The 19,778-nt window shown below is 63.1% G+C and carries 17 protein-coding genes; 6 read left to right on the forward strand and 11 right to left on the reverse strand.

From position 1 onward, the window contains the following. Positions 1–13: 13 nt before the first annotated feature. Positions 14–1,645 carry a peptide ABC transporter substrate-binding protein gene (locus AN189_RS13510; RefSeq protein ID WP_056036953.1) on the reverse strand — a complete coding sequence of 544 codons (1,632 nt, stop codon included), beginning with the start codon at positions 1,643–1,645 and terminating at the stop codon, positions 14–16. 251 nt (positions 1,646–1,896) lie between these two features. Between AN189_RS13510 and AN189_RS13515 the strand changes: the two genes are divergently transcribed. After that, on the forward strand, positions 1,897–2,469 hold the full coding sequence (locus tag AN189_RS13515) for a hemerythrin domain-containing protein (RefSeq protein WP_056036772.1): 573 nt from the start codon (positions 1,897–1,899) through the stop codon (positions 2,467–2,469). A gap of 11 nt (positions 2,470–2,480) precedes the next feature. Here the strand turns inward: AN189_RS13515 and AN189_RS13520 are convergent, their stop codons facing one another. Genes AN189_RS13520 through AN189_RS13535 form a run of 4 tightly spaced genes read right to left on the reverse strand, consistent with a single transcriptional unit; the run spans position 2,481 to position 6,645 of the window. Next, positions 2,481–3,491 carry a glycosyltransferase family 4 protein gene (locus AN189_RS13520; protein ID WP_056036775.1) on the reverse strand — a complete coding sequence of 337 codons (1,011 nt, stop codon included), beginning with the start codon at positions 3,489–3,491 and terminating at the stop codon, positions 2,481–2,483. Continuing rightward, entirely contained in the window at positions 3,488–4,486 is a 999-nt protein-coding gene (locus AN189_RS13525; RefSeq protein WP_056036777.1) for a glycosyltransferase family 2 protein, read from the reverse strand. The genes AN189_RS13520 and AN189_RS13525 overlap by 4 nt, the downstream gene beginning before the upstream one ends. Beyond that, the gene (locus AN189_RS13530) at positions 4,483–5,406 is read right to left on the reverse strand and encodes a glycosyltransferase family A protein (protein WP_056036783.1); all 924 of its coding nucleotides are present in this window, start codon (positions 5,404–5,406) and stop codon (positions 4,483–4,485) included. Before AN189_RS13530 ends, AN189_RS13525 begins: the two co-directional genes overlap by 4 nt. Positions 5,407–5,409: 3 nt before the next feature. Continuing rightward, entirely contained in the window at positions 5,410–6,645 is a 1,236-nt protein-coding gene (locus tag AN189_RS13535) for an oligosaccharide flippase family protein (RefSeq protein WP_056036785.1), read from the reverse strand. Positions 6,646–6,885: 240 nt separating this feature from the next. Between AN189_RS13535 and AN189_RS13540 the strand changes: the two genes are divergently transcribed. Further along, complete coding sequence (locus tag AN189_RS13540; protein WP_056036955.1) at positions 6,886–8,070, forward strand: polysaccharide biosynthesis/export family protein; 1,185 nt, start codon at positions 6,886–6,888, stop codon at positions 8,068–8,070. Here AN189_RS13540 and AN189_RS13545 read toward each other — a convergent pair. From AN189_RS13545 to AN189_RS13560, 4 genes are all read right to left on the reverse strand, one after another. Further along, entirely contained in the window at positions 8,067–10,604 is a 2,538-nt protein-coding gene (locus AN189_RS13545; protein ID WP_157057497.1) for a PAS domain-containing hybrid sensor histidine kinase/response regulator, read from the reverse strand. The genes AN189_RS13540 and AN189_RS13545 overlap by 4 nt on opposite strands. 6 nt (positions 10,605–10,610) lie before the next feature. Next, positions 10,611–11,126 (reverse strand): molybdopterin-dependent oxidoreductase, encoded by a 516-nt coding sequence (locus AN189_RS13550; RefSeq protein ID WP_056036791.1) that lies wholly within the window; start codon positions 11,124–11,126, stop codon positions 10,611–10,613. Between the two features lie 97 nt (positions 11,127–11,223). After that, positions 11,224–12,111 (reverse strand): UTP--glucose-1-phosphate uridylyltransferase, encoded by an 888-nt coding sequence (locus AN189_RS13555; protein WP_056036792.1) that lies wholly within the window; start codon positions 12,109–12,111, stop codon positions 11,224–11,226. Between the two features lie 23 nt (positions 12,112–12,134). Then, a complete protein-coding gene (locus AN189_RS13560; protein WP_056036796.1) occupies positions 12,135–13,514 on the reverse strand; it encodes a sugar transferase in 1,380 nt (459 codons plus the stop codon). 249 nt (positions 13,515–13,763) lie between these two features. Between AN189_RS13560 and AN189_RS13565 the strand changes: the two genes are divergently transcribed. The 4 genes from AN189_RS13565 (at position 13,764) to speB (ending at position 18,229) form a co-directional block, all read left to right on the forward strand. Further along, the gene (locus tag AN189_RS13565) at positions 13,764–14,378 is read left to right on the forward strand and encodes a response regulator transcription factor (RefSeq protein ID WP_056036799.1); all 615 of its coding nucleotides are present in this window, start codon (positions 13,764–13,766) and stop codon (positions 14,376–14,378) included. Between the two features lie 109 nt (positions 14,379–14,487). Then, a complete protein-coding gene (locus AN189_RS13570) occupies positions 14,488–15,921 on the forward strand; it encodes a hypothetical protein (RefSeq protein WP_056036803.1) in 1,434 nt (477 codons plus the stop codon). Beyond that, a complete protein-coding gene (locus tag AN189_RS13575) occupies positions 15,918–17,183 on the forward strand; it encodes a capsular biosynthesis protein (protein WP_056036806.1) in 1,266 nt (421 codons plus the stop codon). Before AN189_RS13570 ends, AN189_RS13575 begins: the two co-directional genes overlap by 4 nt. Before the next feature lie 68 nt (positions 17,184–17,251). Continuing rightward, a complete protein-coding gene (gene speB / locus AN189_RS13580) occupies positions 17,252–18,229 on the forward strand; it encodes an agmatinase (protein WP_056036957.1) in 978 nt (325 codons plus the stop codon). Here the strand turns inward: speB and AN189_RS13585 are convergent. Together AN189_RS13585 and AN189_RS13590 are read right to left on the reverse strand one after the other, a co-directional pair. Further along, positions 18,226–18,984, reverse strand: coding sequence for an ABC transporter permease (locus AN189_RS13585; protein ID WP_056036808.1), 759 nt, complete (start codon positions 18,982–18,984; stop codon positions 18,226–18,228). The two genes, speB and AN189_RS13585, sit on opposite strands and share 4 nt — an antisense overlap. Beyond that, positions 18,984–19,772 carry an ABC transporter ATP-binding protein gene (locus tag AN189_RS13590; protein ID WP_056036960.1) on the reverse strand — a complete coding sequence of 263 codons (789 nt, stop codon included), beginning with the start codon at positions 19,770–19,772 and terminating at the stop codon, positions 18,984–18,986. The genes AN189_RS13585 and AN189_RS13590 overlap by 1 nt, the downstream gene beginning before the upstream one ends. Positions 19,773–19,778: the final 6 nt, after the last annotated feature.

Consider the following 19,778-nt stretch of genomic DNA (forward strand, 5'->3'; position numbering starts at 1 on the left):
TGGTCATGCAGGGTTATTCTGCTGCGACCTTGTACAGATCCTTGGCATACCAGTTCTGCTGAAAGTTGTTGACGGGCCAGTTTTCGATCTGGTCGTTCAACATCTTTACAGCTGCGTAATGGTAGATCGGGATGATCGGCATATCCGTCGCGATGATTTCCTCGACCGCTGCGTAATCGGCGTTCGGGTTGTCCGATGTCTTGGCATTGGCCAGCAGCGCGTCGACCTCTTCGTTGACGTATTTGCTGTCGTTGTAGCCGGAACCGGACTGCATCAGGTCAAGGAAGGTCGATGCCTCGTTGTAGTCGGCGCACCAGCCGCCACGGGCCACGTCGAAATCACCCGAACCGCGTGCATCGAGGAACGTCTGCCATTCCTGGTTGGCCAGCGTGGTTTCGACACCCAGCGTCTGTTTCCACATCTGGCTGATCGCCACGGCCACGGCGCGGTGCGATTCATTGGTGTTGTAGACCAAGTCAACGGTCAGCGGGTTATCCGCACCGTAGCCTGCGGATGCCAGCAGCTCTTGTGCCTGTGCGTTCCGCTCTTCTTGGGTCATGCCGGCCATGGCGATTTCGGGTGCCTCGAACCCGGCGGTCGCCCAATGGGTAAAGTTGTAGGCCGGTTTCTGACCACCCGCGAGGACGGCATCCACGATGATGTCACGGTCAACGGCCAGCGACAGCGCCTGACGCACGGCGGGGTCCTGGAACTCTTCCGGGCCATTATCGCGCAGGTTGAACATGTAGTAATAGCTGCACGACAGCGGCACGCTCATCGCCTGATCGGGGTATTCCTGCGACAGGCGCGGATACTGACCGGCCGGCACATCTGTGCGATCCAGCTCGCCTGCCAGATAACGGGTCAGACCGACGTTTTCATCAGCAACCACCAGGCGGGTGACGGTTTCCAGCGTCGTGTTTGCGTTGTCCCAGTATTCGGTGTTGCGCGACATCACGGCGCGTTCCTGCGGCACGAATTCGGTCAGCACATAGGCACCGTTGGACACCATATTGCCGGGCTGGACCCAGTCATCGCCGAATTCTTCGACGTTGGATTGCAGCACGGGGAATGTCGTGCTGTGGGTCAGCATCTGCGGGAAATAGGGCAGCGGCTGGGACAGCGTGACCTGCAACGTGGTGTCGTCAACGGCGGTCACGCCCAGGGCATCGGGTTCCATCTCGCCTGCGATGACGGCAGATGCGTTCTCGATGCTCATCAGCTCGATGTACCAGCTGTAGGGGCTGGCCAGTGCCGGGGATGCGGCGCGTTTCCATGCATATTCGAAATCGCCGGCGGTGACGGTTTCACCGTTCGACCATTTGGCATTGTCGCGCAGGGTGAACGTATAGGTCAGGTTGTCGTCGCTGACGGTGTAATCGGTCGCAACACCGGGGATCAGGTTACCGTCGGCGTCCTGGTTGTACAGACCCTCGAACAATTGGCGCACCATGTCGCTGCCGTCCGTATCCTCGACCTTGCCGGGATCAATCGACGGGCTTTCGTCGCCGACGCGGTAGACAAAGGTCTGTTCCGCAGCAAGCGTTGCATCGGCGGGAATGTGGCTCTCCGCCAAGGTTGCGGTGCCGGTCAGCACAAGAACGGCAGCGGTAGATGCCATCAGATGGCGTCGGGTCAATGTCATGGAAATCTCCCTGTCAGCGGGCTGTTGTTCGCCCTGTAGTTGCGCGCAAGGTTCGTTTTCCTGCGCGTAGATGCTGTATCTTTTGCGCATTTTTTCGGGGTTGCAAGAGTGCTGTTGTCCCATGAGCGTGAACAGGACATAACGTGACGGCAGGCGCAATGAATGGAAACGATGGGTGCGCAACAGCGCAATTTGCAGTCTGTTTTTCACCGCCAAATCAAACTTTTGAACACTGCGAATAGGTCAATCTGATGGACAAAATCGACCTCGACACCCGCAAGGGTCTGCCGGATGCCTTGCGCGTCCTGCTCGAGACATATCCGCGTGACGGTTGGACCCGTGATCCCGGCTTTGACGGGTTGATCCGATTCTGGCTGGATCGGCACATGATGTTCCGTCGCCTGATGGCCGAAATGGAAACAGGCACCGAGCTGTTGCTGGACCGCAAGACGGCACCCGACGCCTTTGCACGCCAGTTGTCACGCTATGGCGGGATGTTCGTGAACGGCCTGCATGAACACCACACCATCGAGGATGCGCATTACTTTCCGCGGTTGCGGGCCAAGGACCAGCGCATCGACCGTGGGTTCGACATTCTGGACGCCGATCATCACGCATTGGACGGGCATCTGAACGCCTTTGCCGATGCAGCGAATGCCACGCTGCGCCTGCTGGACGACCGCGACCGCCTGCAAACGCAGGCCGGGGCATTCCGCGACCGGCTGTCGGACATGGCCCGTCTGCTGAACCGCCACCTGATCGACGAAGAAGAACTGATCGTGCCCGTCATCCTGAAATTCGGAAGCGCCGATCTGGGCGGCTGACCGCCCTGCCGTCAGGCGGCCTGGGCCATCGCAACCTCTTCGGTCCGGGATTGCAGCATCAGGTCCGCCAGCAGATTGTCCCAGCCCGCGACAAACCGGTCTTCCAGTCCGGCAGTCAGGCGACGGTCCGCCGCGATATGCCTTTGGGTCAGACTGCGATCCAGGGCCTTTGGCGATGTCTCTTCATAGAGCATGGCCCCCAGTGCTGCATGGTCGCGCAACCCGTCGATGGCTGCGGCGATCACGGGGCGACCGGCGGCCAGCGCCTCGATCGCCACCAGGCCGTAGGCCTCCCACCGGGACGGCATGACGACTGCGTCAACCGCCGCATAGGCCGCTGCCGGGGTTGCGGCGAACCCCATGAACCGAATGCGCGGATCACCAGCGGCCAGCGCGCGCAGCGCCTCCTCTTCTCCGCCCTCACCGTAGATGCGCAGGGCGATGTCGGGGTCAGGGCAGCTGCGAAATGCCTTAATCAGATGATCAAACCCCTTTTGCGGTTCCAGCCGGCCGATCGCACCAAAGACACGCACCGGACCCACGCGGTCGGGCACGGCGCGGAAATCGCGCAGATCGACGCAGGACTGGATCGTCACCAGCTTGTCCGCATCACACAGCTGGCGCGATGCGAACCAGTCCGCCTGCGCGTGGCTGACCGCAACAACCCGGTCGAACAGCGAAAAGGCCACCCGCATCAACGTCATGAACCGGGCACGGCTGACCACGTTGCGGTTCACGAAACCCTTGGTGTAGCTGTGTTCGACGTGGATCAGCGGGGTGTCAGCATGCGCCGCGCGCAGGCCGATCAGACCGGGCAGACCGCGCCAGTTCAGCGTCAGATGCGACACGATCACATCGGCATCCAGCACAGCGGACGGAACCTTGCCGCGTTCGATCTGCTGGGTGACGTGGCGCGCGCCCGCCTGCAGGCGACCATCATTTACCAGAAAATCGACGACGCGCATCACACCGCCGGCGGTGGTGTCATCAACAAGGTGCAACACAACGGGTTGATTGGTCATGAACGTGACTCCTTTGCTGTCATCAGGGCCGAAATGGCCGCAGGTCCGGCGCTGCACAGCACCGCTGCCGCTGCCAGTGTGGTCAATGTCTTGCGGGGTTCCTCGAACAGCGGACGCCAAGACTGGCGCAGCGATTGCAGCACCAATGCGCGCGCCCGGCCCGCATCCAGATCGCTGATGGCGCGCCGCGCGAGATAGCGCAGCTGATAGGCCCGTGCGACAGGGGCCACCTGCGCAAACAGCGCGGGGTCCAGTGGTGTCAGTTTCGCCACCATGTTTTCCCATGACGCCAATTGCCGGTCTGTTGCCGCCGACAGCCCGCCTGCGCTGATGCGGTAGCGGGTCAACAGACCCGGCACGCCGGCAAAGACCCAGTCCGTTGTCAGTGCAATGCGCATCCAGCATTCGATATCTTCGGACTGGCGAAAGGTTTCGTCGAAATACCAGTCGCGGCTTTTCTCATAGGCCGGCCTGTAGGCGATGGCGTCGAAAACGGCACGCCGGATCACCGCGGCAGACCCGTTGCCGATCGGATTGCGTTTCAGGATATGGGCTGCGTCGATCCCGGACAGACGTGGTGCCTGGGTCTGCCCCAACAATGCACCGGCATCGTCGATCAGGGCAGACCCGGCATAGCTGACACCGACCTCTGGAGAGGCATCCAGATGTGCCATATGAGCGCCCAGCTTCCAGCGTTCCCATATGTCGTCGGCGTCACAGAACCCGATCAACGGCGCGCGTGCGGCGTGAATGCCGGTATTGCGCGCGCCCGCCAGACCGCGATTGCGTTGCTGGATCAGTCGGACCCGGGGGTCCGATTGATACGACGCGGCAATCGCGGCGGTCGCATCGCTGGAACCATCGTCAACGACGATGATCTCGAAATCGCAAAACGTCTGTGCGAGGAGGGCAGCAAGCGTTTCACGCAGCGTGGCAGCGACGTTGAAGGCGGGCACAACAATGGTTGCTCGGGGATGGGATGAGACAGGTTTCATTTCGAAAACAGAGCCTTTGCACAGGGACGCGGCAGGACGACGGCGATCAGGGCACCGATCAGGGTCAGCAGCCCCCGGCGCGGCACGTTGAAAAAACCGACAGGACTTTGGATCAGGCCGCGCAGGGCATAGCGCAGCGGCTGTAGCCGCCCTTGTCCCAGACGCAGTGACCGGCGCGACAGATAGCGCAGATAGGTCGCATCGGCGGCCCGGCTGGGCACATGGCCGTAGCGGGCGGCGGTGGCGACAGCGATGGCACGGCCACGGGTCATTGCCACCAGATCGGCAGACAGGCCACCGGCACTCGCGCGATACCAGACCTGCAACATGTCCAGACCGATCACGCGCGCCCCGTCGCCGACGAGGCGGATCAGCCATTCCAGATCCTCGTTATGCACGATCTCGGGGTTGAAACCGCCCGTCGCGGCAAAGGCCGCGCGCCGGATCGCGAGGTTCGACATGGTGCAGACGGGATTTTCCGCCAGCAGCATCGGCACGGTCAGATCGCCTGCGGGCAAGGTCGAGGTCGCAATGGCGTCACGCGGTCGCGCGGTAAAGAACGCGACCTGACCGTAGACGGCATCGACCGAGAGATCCTCAAAGGCTGTGGCCAGTTCGGCCAGCTTGGTCGGTGACCAGATGTCGTCCGCATCGCAAAACGCGATGACGTCGCCTTTTGCCAGGTCCATTGCCCCATGATTGCGTGCATGGCTCGGCCCCTTGCCGGGATTGCCGACCAGCGTGATCCGGTGGTCATAGGCCGCCATTGCCGAGGCCAGCACCCGCGACCCATCGGTGGACCCATCGTCGATCACGATGACGTCCCACGCGGGGTAGGACTGGGCCTTGATCGCGTTCAACGTCTCGATCAGCGTGTGCTGCGCGTTGTAGCAAGGGATGATTATCGAAAAGGTCAGCATGGATCACACCTTCAGGGGATGGGGGAAAAAGGCCGCGCGGATCGCAGGCAGCGAGGCCGCACAGAACAGCGTGGTCGTGGTGACGGCATAGCCCGTGGCGACGGCGGCCAGCCCGTGCGGCGCGAGGATCACCGTGTTGGCGATCACACCCAGGGTCAGGGCAACGGTCACCAGCAATTCGACCTGTGGGCGGTTGTTGGCGCGCAGCCAGCCTGCCGCAGCGGTCCATAGCGTCGTCGGGATCGCCACCAGACAGAGGATCGCCACGATATCTGCAATGTCGTCCCAGCCGTCACCGAACATGACAGGGACGTAATACGGTGCCGCCAGCGCCTGCAGGATGACGACGGGTGCAATCAGACAGACACCGATCAACATGCTGCCGCGCAGCGCCGCCGAGCGGTCGGCCGTTTGCGTCAGATGCGGAAAGAGCACGGTCGAAAAGGCGGTGGTGAACGAATTGGACAGGCTCAGACCGGCATTGAAGGCCATGAAATACAGCCCCAGCGCCTGCGGCCCCATCAGCGCGCCGACAATCAGCTTGTCCGATTGCAGGCGCAGCGCCTTGACCAGTTCCACACCCAGCACGGCCCAGCCAAAGCTGACGAAGGGGCGCAAAGGGGCGTAGCCTGCTTGCGGGTCGCGGTGCCAGGGGTGCAGGCGCCGCACGGCCATCAGCCAGATGGGCGCGGACAGCAGGCGCGGCAGAACCACAGCCAGCGCCGACGGCCAGACCAGCACCAGCAGCACCGACATCAGGTTCGCCCCGACGATCTGTGCGCCCGCGATGCTGGCCGTCCGCTTGAGCTGGCCTGCCCGCATCGCGAGCGCCACCTGCACCAGACCGGCGGGCATGAACAGGTATTCCGCCCCCAGCAGCAGGATCAGGATCGCCAGGATCTCGCTGCCGCCGCCCAGATAGAACCCCAGCGCGATCAGCGCCTGAAGCCCGAACAGCCCGCTGCACCAGACCCAGAAAATACGATGCGCCGTCGCACAAGTTGCCTGAAGGTCCTCGTCGCGCGCTGCGATGATCCGCTGCCCGACACCGTTTTCGGTCAGGGATTTCAGAATATCGCCCGCGGCGATGGCGCTGGCGGCAATTCCGATCTGGGTCAGGTCCAGGCTGCGGGCCACGGCCATCACGACAAACAACCGCGACACCTTGGACGCGACCTCTGATGCGCCATAGGCCATCAGGTTGCCGACAAAGGCCGTGGGTTTGCGTGTCAATTGCATTGTGCGGGGTCCGATCAATTCGTGTTGACCCCTGTTTAGGCGCAGGCAACCGCGCTTGTCCCAGCCGCGTCCGGGCAGGCCCAGCGGGCAAACGTGCAACGTTCTATCCAGACGGATAGGCGGGCCGCCTTATGCGCGATGGACCCTGCAAGGCGAACGGGGTTAACGTTGCTGCAACCACCAGCATCCGAGGTTTCCGTGCGCCTGTCCAAAACCACACGATACGCCGCCTCTGTTTTCGTGCTGGCCACCGCCTGCACGTCATATGACCGGCCCGACAACCTGGAACCGGTCGCCAGCGGCGACGCCTATCAGGCGCAATATCGTGAACCGACCGTGACCCGCGCCAATGCGCAGTTCCTGCGATCGGCAGAACTAAACGCGCAGAAATGCCTGCCCTACGGGGGGGCTGCCGGATCGGATGGCCGCATCGGCAAGGGCAGCGCCATCGCCGCGGGCGCATTGCAGGGCGAACGCCTGACACGCAATGACCTGCTGGACGTGCGGATCGCGGACGACGAAACCCTGACCGGCGACTACGTGATTTCGCGCGATGGCACGCTCAAGCTGCCATTTCTCGACCCCGTCCGCGCCCAGGGCCGCAGCAGCGATCAGATCGAGGCCGATATCGCCCGCGAACTGGTGGCCGAAGGGTTTTACGATACCGCCCCGCGCGTTTCGGTCCGGGCGGCTGATTTCGCGTCCGTCACCGTCGGCGTGTCGGGTGCCGTGTTTGAACCGCGCGCGGTCGAAATCGGCGGCGTGCCCGGCAATGGCCTCGACACCCGCAGACAAGACGCGATGGGGGCCTCGACCGAGGCGCGCAACCTGTCTGCCGCCTTGCGTGCGGCGGGTGGTGTCCGGCCCGATGCCGATATTTCCGCCGTCGAGGTCAGACGCGACGGCACCGTCTATAAACTGGACATGCGCGGCGTGTTTGAAGGGCAGAACGCCGTCGACGTCATGCTGTTGACCGGGGACGAAGTGCGGGTGCCCAGCCGCCAGTGTTTCCAGGAGGACCTGATGCGGCCCAGCCCGATCAGCCCACCGGGCGTCAGCCTCTATCTGTCGAACCTCACGCAGCCCGCCACCGACAACGCGTCCTCTGCCATCGGTCAGACCGTGCGCGAGGTGCCGTGGGGGACGCGTTACCTTCAGGCCGTGATCGATGCCAACTGCGTCGGTGGACCACGCAGCACCAGTGCGGACCGGTCGTCGGTCCTGTTCACACGTAATCCCGTGACGGATGTATCGACCGTGATCGAACGCGATATCGAGGATCTGGTGCGCCGCGCCGACCGCGATGATTACGACCCCTATCTGCTGCCGGGCGACGCCTTGGCCTGCTACGACAGCACGATCACCAACGTGACCGAGATCGGCCGGGTCTTTGGCGTTCTGGGGGCTGTGTCACTGCTGCGCTAGGCCAGTGCAGCGATGGTGTCGCGGTGCAGATCGGGCAAGGTCGCGATCAATCCGGGCAAAGCGGCGGTATCGCCTGACTTGGCCGCCGTCTCGATCTGCTTGAGGGTTTCGCGCAGGGCAATCGCCCCGAAAACGGCCGCACTGCCCGCGCCCTTGTGGGCAGCGGCGGCCACTGCGGCGGGGTCGTCCGCCCCGTCCGTCAATTCGGCAATCAGCGCGCCCATGTCGGCGTCGAACCGGCTACGCATCATGTCATAGGTGTCAGCCCCCAGCACGTCGCGCGTTTCGCGGTTGTGCTGGCTGTCGATCACATCAGTGGAACGGGGCGCGGTTTTCTCCGCGCGATCCTCTTTGGCCAGCGCCGCGTGCAGCGCGGCCTGCGTCAATGGCTTCGTCAGAACTCCGTCCATCCCGTCCTCCAGAAAGGCCACCCGTTCATCCTGCAAGACGTTCGCGGTCAGCGCCAGAATCCGTGTGTTTGCGGATGCCCCCTGGCCAGTCCGGATCAACCGGGTGGCGGTGCGCCCGTCCATGACGGGCATGCTGATATCCATCAGGATCAGGTCATAGGCATGCGAATGCGCCTTGATCATCCCTTGCTGGCCATCATGTGCTTCGGTCACGCGGTGGCCTGCGGCCTGCAACATGTCGCGCACGACGATGCGGTTGATCTCGTTGTCCTCGACGACAAGGATATCCAGCGGTGCGATCTTGGTGGGGGATCGCTTGGTTTCGACCGCACCTGGGTGATGCGTCACACGTTTGATCGGGATGTCGATCCAGAAGGTGCATCCCTGCCCCGGCTCACTGTCCACGCCAATCTGCCCGTCCAGAGCCGTCACGAACCGTTTGGCAATCGCAAGGCCCAGCCCCGTGCCGCCCACATCGCGGTCATAGGCCGTATTGCCGGTGACAAAGTCATCGAACACCCTGTCCTTGAGGTCGGCTGCCAGGCCGGGGCCGGTGTCCTCGATCTCGACGCGCAACCGGTCGCCCGGCCCGTCCGTGCGGACGCTGACCGTCAGCGACACCTTGCCCTGCCGGGTGAATTTCACCGCATTCCCCACGAGGTTCATCAGGACATGCTGCAACCGGTCGGGATCGGATTCGACCCAGACCTGCGGTAGTCCGTCCCAGCCCCAGTCCAGCGCGGTCCCGTTCTGCGCGGCCATGCTGCTTTGACTGTCGATGATATCCTGCACCAGATCGCCCAGGTTCATCGCGACACGCTGGATATTCAGCTTGCCCGCGTCATAGCGCGTGATGTCCAGCACGTCGGACACATGGGTCAACAACAGGCGCCCCGAGGTTTCCATATGGCGCAGGTATCGCGCCTGATCCGGTGTCAGCGTGGTGTTTTGCAACAGATCCATGTTGCCCAGAATACCGTTCAGCGGCGTCCGGATTTCATGGCTCATGGTCGCCAGGAATTCGGTTTTCAGCTTTTCCCCGGCCAACGCCCGGTCACGGGCGGCGACCAGTTCGGCCTCGGCTGCAACCCGCGCCGAAATATCCCGCAAGAAGGCGATGTAGATCTCGCCGCTATCCGTGGTGGCTGACTGAATGGCCAGCTCGATGGGAAACACATCGCCATTGGCGCGCTGTGCCTCCAGCTTGACCCGGCCCTTGCCGACAACGTGTTTTTCGCCCGTCGTCCGCATGCGTTCCATCCCGGCGTCATGGGCATCGCGCAGATGTGGCGGCACCATGATCTGCCCGATGTCACGGCCGATCACATCATGACGGCTATGACCGAATATCACCTCGGCGGCCGGGCTGAATTCGATGATCCGGCCACGCGCATCACTGACGATCACGCCGTCCAGCGACGTGCCGATCACGGTGTTCAGGCGCACGGCGGTCTGTTTTTGCTGTGCCTCGCGGCGACTGACGATGGTAATCAGGCGGTACAGGTAAAAGATCGCAAGCCCCAGTGTCCCGATCAGCAATGACAAGGCAAAGGCCAGCTGTGACATGGTCCGCGCCACCGCTTCGCGCTGGACATCAGATTCGCGCGCAAAGATATCAAGCCCCGCCGTCGCCAGCCCCCGCACCGACGGGCGGATGCTATCGGCCAGTGCGATTAGTTCCGGCACCTGCAGACGCAGGTCGGCATCATCGGCGTCAATGATGGGCACGCTGGCGGTCAGAAACAGTTGAATATCGCGCAGAGTGTCGGAAAACCCGACATCCGCGCGGGTTGTTTCAAACACACTTGCCTGCGAAATCGTGTCCATCCGGCTGTAGAACACGTCAAAACTGCGCCGCAGGGCAGACAGGTTGACCGGCTCACCATTCAGGTGCCTCCGGTATTCGAGGAATTCGACCTCGGTCTGGGCCAGCGACCATTGCACGTTGTCGGAATTGGCCGAGCCCAGCAGCCTGATTTCGCGCGACACATTGAACGCGAGAAACAGGATGGCACCCAACGCCAAAAGGCCGGCCAGCACCGCAAAGGTGCGACCGGCTGCGGCGCGTTGGTCTGCCGCATCAGGCAAAGCGAGCCTCCCTTGGTCGGGCATGATGGGGGCCATGCCAGATCAGTTCACGACCTCGAGACGGTCAAGCTGCCAGATACTGCGTGAATAGATGACCTCGGTGCGGTAGGCCGGATCGCTGTCATAGGGGTAAACCACCCACAGCGGCCCCTTGTCCCGGACGCGCATTTCCGCATCATCCATCAGATAGGCGACCATGCCGCCGCCTTCGACCGCATCGCTGACGGGAATTTCGACCGCATAATCATTAATCGCCGTGGCAATGATCGTGCCCTCGGTCACGCCCAGGGTCTCCATCAGGGTGGCGAGTGATACGCCCTGGAAACTCTGCACGCCTTCGGTCCAGATCGTGCTGGTTTCAAAAGTGGCAGCCTCCAGCGCCATCAGCGCATCGCGGTCCAGCTGAAGCTGATCGTCCACGTTCGTCATCTTAATATTGCCCGTGATCGTCAGCAGGACATCGCCCTGCGGTGCAGGAATATCCTCTGCCAGCAGCGGCGTGGCACTCAGAAACAGGACCGCCGATGCGCCGGCGAATGTACGCAGTAATTTGATCATGGTCACTCATCCTCGTTCTTTGCGGCAAATCTATGCCCAAGGGCGTCCCGTCGGATAGTCGGGCATCGGGATAATCCCCTATCCGAAAGGATAGGTTTCAGGCGGCCAGCTGCTGCGCACCGGCCCGCTGATTGACAAAATCCGCAAACGGCCCGCCCAGATCGGACCGCGCCATTGCATAGGCGGCCGTTGCCTGCACATAGCCCTGCACCGATCCGCAATCGAACCGTTCACCGGCGAATCGGTAGCCCGTCACCCCGATCGCGTCGACATCGGCATTGATCGCGTCGGTCAGCTGCAATTCACCACCCGCCCCCGGCGTCAGCGCCGCCAGACGGTCGAAGATCGCGGATTCCAGAATATAGCGTCCGACGACGGCCTGTGTGGATGGTGCCGCCTCGGGTGCCGGTTTTTCCACCATGCCCCTGGCATGGGCGATACGGCCCTGTTGCTGTGCCACATCCAGCACGCCATATGACGCGGTATCCGCGCGGGGCACCTCCAGCGTGGCAACCATATGCCCACCGACGCGGGCATGGGCCTGCACCATCTGTTTCAGCGCACCGGGCGCGCCCATGATGACGTCATCGGGCAAGAGCACGGCAAAGGATTCATTTCCGATCAGATGCCGGGCCTGTCGCACCGCGTGCCCCAACCCCAAAGGCTGCGCCTGCCGCAGGATCGTCAATGCACCCTCTGGCATGTGGCTGCGCGCCAGCGCATCCAGCGCAGCCGTCTTGCCTTTTTCGCGCAGGCGATGTTCCAGCAGGGCTGCGGTGTCGAAATAATCCTCCAGCGCGCCCTTGCCGGCGGCCGATACAAAGATGAATTCCTCGATCCCGGCCTCGCGGGCCTCGTCGACGGCGTATTGGATCAGGGGACGATCCACGAGGGTCAGCATTTCCTTGGGAATGGATTTGGTGGCGGGCAGGAAACGTGTGCCCATGCCTGCGACGGGAAAGACGGCTTTGCGGATATGTGTCATGTCGGTTCTCCTTGCTTCAATGGTCAATGGGCACCGCGGCCCGACAGGACGGCGCGGAAGGTCATGGCGATCAGGATCAGGTCCAGGATCAGGGTGCGCGATGCGGCATAGGCCAGATCCATGTCGATCATCCGGTCGAACCCGATGTCGGCACGGCCGGACACCTGCCACAGCCCGGTGATTCCGGGTTTCACCGCCAGCCGCCCGTAGGCGCGTGCCGGATAGGCTGCCACCTCGGATGGCAGGGCGGGACGCGGACCCACGATCGACATCTCGCCGCGCAGGACGTTCAGGATCTGCGGCAGCTCGTCGATGGAAAACCGCCGAATGAACCGGCCGACGCGTGTGACGCGCGGATCGTTGCGGGACTTGAAACACACACCCTCGCGGTCAGAGGTCGCAAGCAGCGCCGCCCGGCGGGCCTCGGCGTCCTGCCCCATCGACCGGAACTTGAGCATCTGGAACGGGACACCGTCCCGACCAACCCGCGTCTGGCGGAAAAAGACCGGACCTGGGCTGTCCATCTTGATGGCGATGGCCGTCAGCGCACACAAAGGTGCCAATGCGACAAGCGCGGATGCAGACACCGTGATGTCCAGCGTGCGGCGCAACACGGCTGCGCGTGGTGCGTGACGCACGGCCCGGATGGCGCTGCGGGTCAGAAATGTTGCATTGCCCAGCAGATAGCGTTTCGCCAGACGCCGCGGTTCCTGCGCCAGTCGCCAGATCCATTCGGACCGGGCACGACGCAGCCAGACCGGCGCGCGCGACACGTTGCCCGCGTAGAAATCCAGTGCGGCCCCCACACCGAGTGTCAGCGCGGCATTCAGCAGATGTGCATTGCGGTGCAACCAGATTTCCTGTGCAGGCACACCCAGCGCGACCAGCACGATGTCGGCACCGCTGGCATTGATATCGGCGATGACCGCCGCATCGTCCTGCGCACCGGCGAACCCGTCACGGGTTCCCGTGATCCGCAGATGTGGAATGGCACGGATCAGGTTGCGTGCGGCCAGATCGGCGGTTCCGGGGGTACCGCCGAACAGGAACACGCCGCGCCCTTCGCGGGCGGCCTGGGCCAGCAACGCCGGGATCAGGTCGGTGCCGTTCAGGTTTGCGGTCAACCGTTGCCCTGTCATCCGGGCGGCCAGCGACACGCCTATGCCGTCGGGCAACAGCATGTCGGCGCAGCGCAGCGCGGCGGCATACTGGCGGTCGTTTTCCATCACGTTGGCGCAATGGGCGTTCACAAAGAACGCACGGCGGCGTCCGGGGGCCAGCAATTGTGCCACGGCTTGGGGTGTCGTCATGTTGGCCAGCGTCAGGTCCAGCGTCGGCAAATAGGTCGTCGGACGCAGCATGACGGGCAAGGCGGCGCGAAAATCGTCAGCAGTATGTTTCATCGGGGTCGTCCTGTTTGCAAATGATCTGGGTCCTAGATCATTGAAAACAGGCCATTCTCGCAACGGAGCGAGCGGACAGGCGGACGCCCCATGCGATGCGGGAACATCCACAGCGGATCATGCCCAACCCCCGATTGCATGGTAAACATATCCTAATTGGTTAACGTCCTAACCAAATTTTATGGGTTGTGGCGCCTTTGATTGGTCACAGTGATTGATTAGGCTGCATTCTGGAAACGAGGACACGCTATGAGAGTATTGATCGCCGACGATCACGACCTGCTGCGGGATACGCTTGTCATGTTCTTGCAGGCACAGGGCGGGATCGACACGGAATCCGTCGCGGATTACGACGCTGCCTGTGCGCGTATTGCGGCGGATGCGCCCTATGACCTGATACTGCTGGACTACAACATGCCCGGCATGAATGGCCTGGACGGTCTGAAAAAGGCGATCGCCATGGGGGATGGTCAGCGTGTCGCTCTGATGTCCGGCGAGGCGACACGCCAGATCGCAGAGGATGCGCTCGAGGCGGGGGCTGCCGGTTTCGTGCCGAAATCCCTGCCCGCCAAATCGCTGGTCAACGCTGTAAAGTTCATGGCCATGGGTGAACAATACGCCCCCATCGATTTCATGACAGCAGTCGAGGAAACCCAGTGCAACCCGCTGGCAGAGAAGTTGACGGCGCGGGAATTGCAGGTTCTCAAGGGGTTGACCGAAGGCAAGTCCAACAAGGAAATCGCCCGTGACCTCGACATTACCGAACCGACCGTCAAGCTGCATGTGAAAACGCTGTACCGCAAGGTCGGTGCCGCAAACCGCACGCAGGCTGCGATGATCGCCCGCGAGGCGGGTCTGTTCTGATATCCTATCCCGACGGATAGTGCGACGGACGAATGGACCGGGCGATTAACCATCCGCCCACGCGACGGTTAATTGGCAAATAGGTAAACAGCGGCAAAGGAGATTGCCGATGTTGATTGCCCCCACCCTGCCCCCTGCTGCCACACCGCGCCGGTCGCGTATCCGCCGTGCCCTGCTGGGTGGCGGGTTGGCCGATCTGGGCCGCCTGCCCCGCTATGCGGCATTCGCGATCCTGGGGGCCACGCTGATCTGGGCACCGATCACGGGCTATCTGCGCACGGCACCGCTGACCTACAAATCCAGCACGTCGCTGATCCTGCCCGGTTCGGGGGCATCGGCGTCGCTGAACCTGAACGGCATCGGTCAGGCCAGCTCTTATGCAAGTTCGGCATTCGCCAGCAACGCGGTCAGCCCGACCGAAACCTACAAACGCCTGCTGAACGCCGACCGCATCCTCGCGGCGGCCGCCCGGTCACTGGACATCAGCATGCGGGATCTGGGCCGCCCGCGCGTGTCACTGGTCGACCAGACCAGCCTGATCCATTTCGAAATGACAGGCGGCAGCCCCGTCGAGGCCAAGGCGCGGGGCGAGGCGATCCTGGATGCGTTTTTCACCGAATTGGACGCCCTGCGCGCCGACGAAGTCGCAACCCGCGAGGACAGCGGATTGCAGGCCATCGCTGATTATCGCGATTCGGTCGCCCAGACCCGGGCCGCCATCAGCACCCTCCAGGACAGCAGCGGATTGCTGTCGGTCGAACAATACGACGTGCTGATGGACCGGCACCTTGCCCTTGAAACCGGACTGCGCGCCCAGACGGCAACCCTCGCCGAAAAAGAGGCCGCGACAGCCAGCCTTTCGTCACAACTGGGCGTCAGCGCCGAGGCAGCGGCCCGCACGCTCAAGCTCTTTGCCGACGGTGCCTATCTGTCCTTGCTGGACGAGGCCGCGCGTTTTGCAGCCCAGCTGGCAGAGGCGCAATCGCAATTCGGTCCGCGCCATCCGCAGGTCGTCACGGCGCGGCAGGGCCACGATACCGCACGCCGCACGGCACAGGACCTCGCGCGTCAGGTCACTGGTCTGGATGATGCAACACTGGCCGGCCTCGACCTGGCACCTCAGGGCGTGCGGGCGGACCTGCTGGCCCAACTGGTCCAGATGGAGGCAGACAGCCGCGGCGCGCGCCAACAGCTCGAGGCGCTGCGCGCGCAATACGCCGCCGGTCAGCGCGATCTGGCCGCCAAGGCAGCGGCCGCCGCACAACTTCAGGACCTCGAACGTGATTTTTCGGTGGCAGAGGCTGTCTTTGCCTCGGCCATCGCGCGGGCGCAATCCAGCAAATCTGACGTCTACGCGTCCTATCCGCTGGTGCAGGTCCTGGAAAACCCGTCGCTTGCTGACAGGCCGTCATCCCCCAACCGCAAGCTGGCCTATGCCGCAGGCGGGGCCGCAACGATGATGATGCTGTTCGGCCTGATGATGGGCTGGATTCGTCTGGCACTGATCAGCCGCCTGCTGACCAAGCCTGAGCGTTCAGCATGACCGACCTCAACCCGGTCGAGCGGTTCATCTACAAGACGCTGGTCTACACCTGGCCGCTGTATTTCATCGGCGCGCTCTATGTGGTGGGACCGGTTCTGGCTTGGATGCTGGGGGGCTTGGCCGTGCTGGTACTGTTCCTGGGGGATGCCATCCGGGAAGATATGCGCGCGGCAGGGCCGATCCCGCCGGTGGTCTGGATGTGGATCATCGGCATGGCGGTCATGCTGATCGCACTCTGGGTCGGTCACCTGAACTGGAACATGGGCCTGAAGCAGACGATCAAATCCAGCATCGGATGGGCCAAGGGCTGGGCCCTGATGGCGCTGTTTCCGCTGGCGGGTGCTGTGCTGCCGATCCGGCGCAGCGTGCTGATCCGGGGGCAATGCGTCATCGGGCTGGGCACATTGATCCTGGCCCCGATCCTGCTGGCCGCACCACATATCGGATTGCCGGAAAAGATTTTCACCTCACCGCTCAAGGCCGTGGGGGGACCGGGGCCGGAATATTTCTCGGTCTATTTCTTTACCTGGGACCCCTCCAGTTGGACGCCGCGCTGGCAGTTCTATGCCCCCTGGTCGCCCTTTGCCGCGATGCTGGGCCTGATGATGGTCCTGTTCGCGATGGAAGAGGACAACACACGCTGGCGGCGCATCGGGATCGCCGCGGGCATGCTGATGATCCTCGCGTCGAAGTCGCGCATGGGGTTGGTGGGGCTGGTGGCCTGCACGATCGGGCCCCGCATGATGCCGTTGCTGTTGCGGGGCTGGGCCTGGCAGGTGGTCGCCGGTCTGACCGCCTCGATGGCGATGCTGGGTGCGACGATGGCGGCGGCGGCGCTTGATGCCGTGGCCACGTTCAAGGGCGCGCGCGCCGACAGCACGCGGGTCCGCGAAACCCTGCAGCGGATCGCATGGGAACGCTGGAAAAACGACGCGGTCTGGTTCGGCCACGGGCGTGTGGCCCCCGGATCGCACGCGGTGGAATACATGCCCATCGGCAGCCACCACACCTGGTATGGGCTGTTGTTCGTCAAGGGCGTGGTCGGACTGCTGGCGCTGCTGGTGCCCTTTGTCTGGCAGTTGGCCATCGCGATGAAGGACGCCACACTGGGGCCGCGCGGACGGCTGCCGATGGGGTTCATGATGACGCTGACCCTGCTGTCCTTCGGGGAAAACGTCGAAATCGAGGCCTATCTGCTGTGGCCAGGCCTGATGCTGCTGGGCATCCACGCCCGCGAGGTGCGCAGCGCCCCCGCCCTGTGATGAACGGGCCGTTGTCACCGACGCGCCCCTGCCCCAAGGTATCCGCAGATGCACCACAGGATACCGTCATGACCGATCTCAACCAGCCGCTGGGCGGCAATACCATGCCCCGTTTCGGCGGCCCCGCGACCATGATGCGGCTGCCAGCGCAGCACACTGCCGCCGGGCTGGATGCCTGTTTCATTGGCGTGCCGCTGGATATCGGCACCTCAAACCGCCCCGGCACGCGCCTCGGTCCGCGCCAGATCCGCGACGAAAGCAGGATGCTGCGCCCCTACAACATGGCGACCGGGGCTGCGCCCTTTGACAGCTTGCAGGTGGCGGATCTTGGCGACGTGGCCATCAACACATTCGATCTGAAAAAATCGGTCGGGATCATTGCCGATCACTACCGCGCGGTGCTGGCCCATGACGTGATCCCGCTGACACTGGGTGGGGATCATACGATCACCTGGCCCATCCTGCGGGCGATTGCCGAAAAACACGGCCCCGTTGCCCTGATCCATGTCGATGCCTACGCCGACACCAACGCAGATATGTTTGGCGAAAAGGTGGCCCACGGCTGTCCGTTCCGCCGCGCCCACGAGGAAGGTCTGCTGATCGACGACAAGGTGTTCCAGATCGGGTTGCGCGGCACCGGCTACGCCCCCGCCGATTTCGACTGGGGGCGCGCGCGTGGCTGGTCCGTCATCCCGGCCGAGGCGTGCTGGCACAGATCATTGACCCCGCTGATGGCGCAAATCCGCGACCGGATCGGTGATGCGCCCGTCTATCTGACCTTTGACATCGACAGTCTGGACCCCGCACTTGCCCCCGGCACGGGCACGGCGGAAATCGGCGGTCTGACAATCCAGCAAGGCATGGAAATCGTGCGCGGCTGCGCCGGCCTCAATCTGGTCGGCTGCGATCTGGTCGAGGTCTCGCCGCCCTATGACATGGCCGGCAACACCGCCGTGGCGGGCGCGGGCCTGCTGTTTGAAATGCTGTGCGCCCTGCCCGGTGTCGCAAGGACCGGACAGGGTGCCACATCCGATATCGCGTTCTAGCTCTGGGCGCGTTCGGCCCAGCCTGCGAATATCTTTTCCAGGAAAACGACCGCGTAATACAGCACGATCCCCAACACCGCGAGCGCGATCAGAACGGCAAACATCAACGGGTAATTTCCGTTCGTCTCACCCGATTTGAACAGCGCGCCCAGACCCCGCCCGTGCGGGCTGACGATTTCCACAAGGTTGGTGCCGATGAACGCCAGCGTCGCCGCCACCTTGAGCGCGCCAAAGAATTCCGGCAGTGTTTTCGGCAGTGCGATCTTGCGGAAAATCGTGAATTTCGACGCACCCAGCGCGCGCAGGATGTCCCGATATTCCGGTTCCAGCGTCGACAGACCGATCCCCACCGACACCGCGATCGGAAAGAACGAGATCATGAAGGCCATCAGCACCGTGTTGAAATCATGTTGCCCGATGAACAGAAGCGCGATGACGGGCACCAGCGTCGCCTTTGGCACCGCGTTGAACCCGACCAGCAGCGGATACAGCGCGTCCCGCGCAATGCGCGAAAAGCCGATGATCATGCCCAGCAATGTGCCGAACACCACGGCCAAAAACAGCCCGACAACGGTCCGCCACAGCGTCTGCCAGCCCATGATCAGGAACAATTCCTTGTACTGCCAGAACGCGGGCGGCAGGTCGGACGGCGACGCCATCTTGTAGTTCGGCCAACCGTTGACCCAGACCAGAAATTCCCAAAACCCAAGGAAAATCAGGATCGACGCGACCGGAACAGCGATCTTGTACAGCATCAGTGCGCCCCCCCGTCACGGCCCTGTGCGATCTTGATCTGATCGCGCAGGATATGCAGCATGTCCGCCACCTTGGGCGTATAGAGAACGTCCAGCGTGCGGTCCTCTGGCAGATCGACGTCCATGACATATTGCGTGCGCGCAGGCCGGCCGGACAGCACAATCACCTGATCGCCCAGAAACACGCTTTCGCGCAGATCGTGGGTAATCAGCACGGTCGTGAACGGTTCGGCGCGGCGCAGATCGCGCATGGTCTGCCACAGATCCTCACGCGTGAAAGCATCCAGCGCGCCAAAGGGTTCGTCCATGATCAGCACTTCGGGCTTGTGGACCAGCGACCGGCAAAGCGACGCACGCTGCCGCATCCCGCCCGACAGTTCAGATGGGCGTTTGTTTTCGAACCCGGTCAGCCCGACCATGTCCAGCAGTTCCATCGCCCGCGCCTCGCGGTCGGCACGCGACATGCGTGGGGCCACGATTTCCAGCGGCAGGATCACGTTGTCCATGATCGTGCGCCATTCCAGCAGCACCGGGTTCTGAAACGCCATACCGACCGTCTTGCGCGGGCCCTTGACCCGTTCGCCATGCAGGTAGACCTCACCCTCGTCGGGTTTCATCAGACCGGCCACCAACCGCGTCAACGTGGATTTGCCGCAACCGGACGGCCCGACCACAGCGGCAAAGGTGCCCGTCGGCACCGACACATCCAGACCGTCCAAAACGGGCAATGGCCCGCTGGCGGTGGCATAGGCGTGTTTCACGCCCTTGATCTCGATCAGGTTTTCGATGGTGTC

Origin of the sequence: Loktanella sp. 3ANDIMAR09 (assembly GCF_001420005.1) — a bacterium.
GTDB lineage: Bacteria > Pseudomonadota > Alphaproteobacteria > Rhodobacterales > Rhodobacteraceae > Loktanella.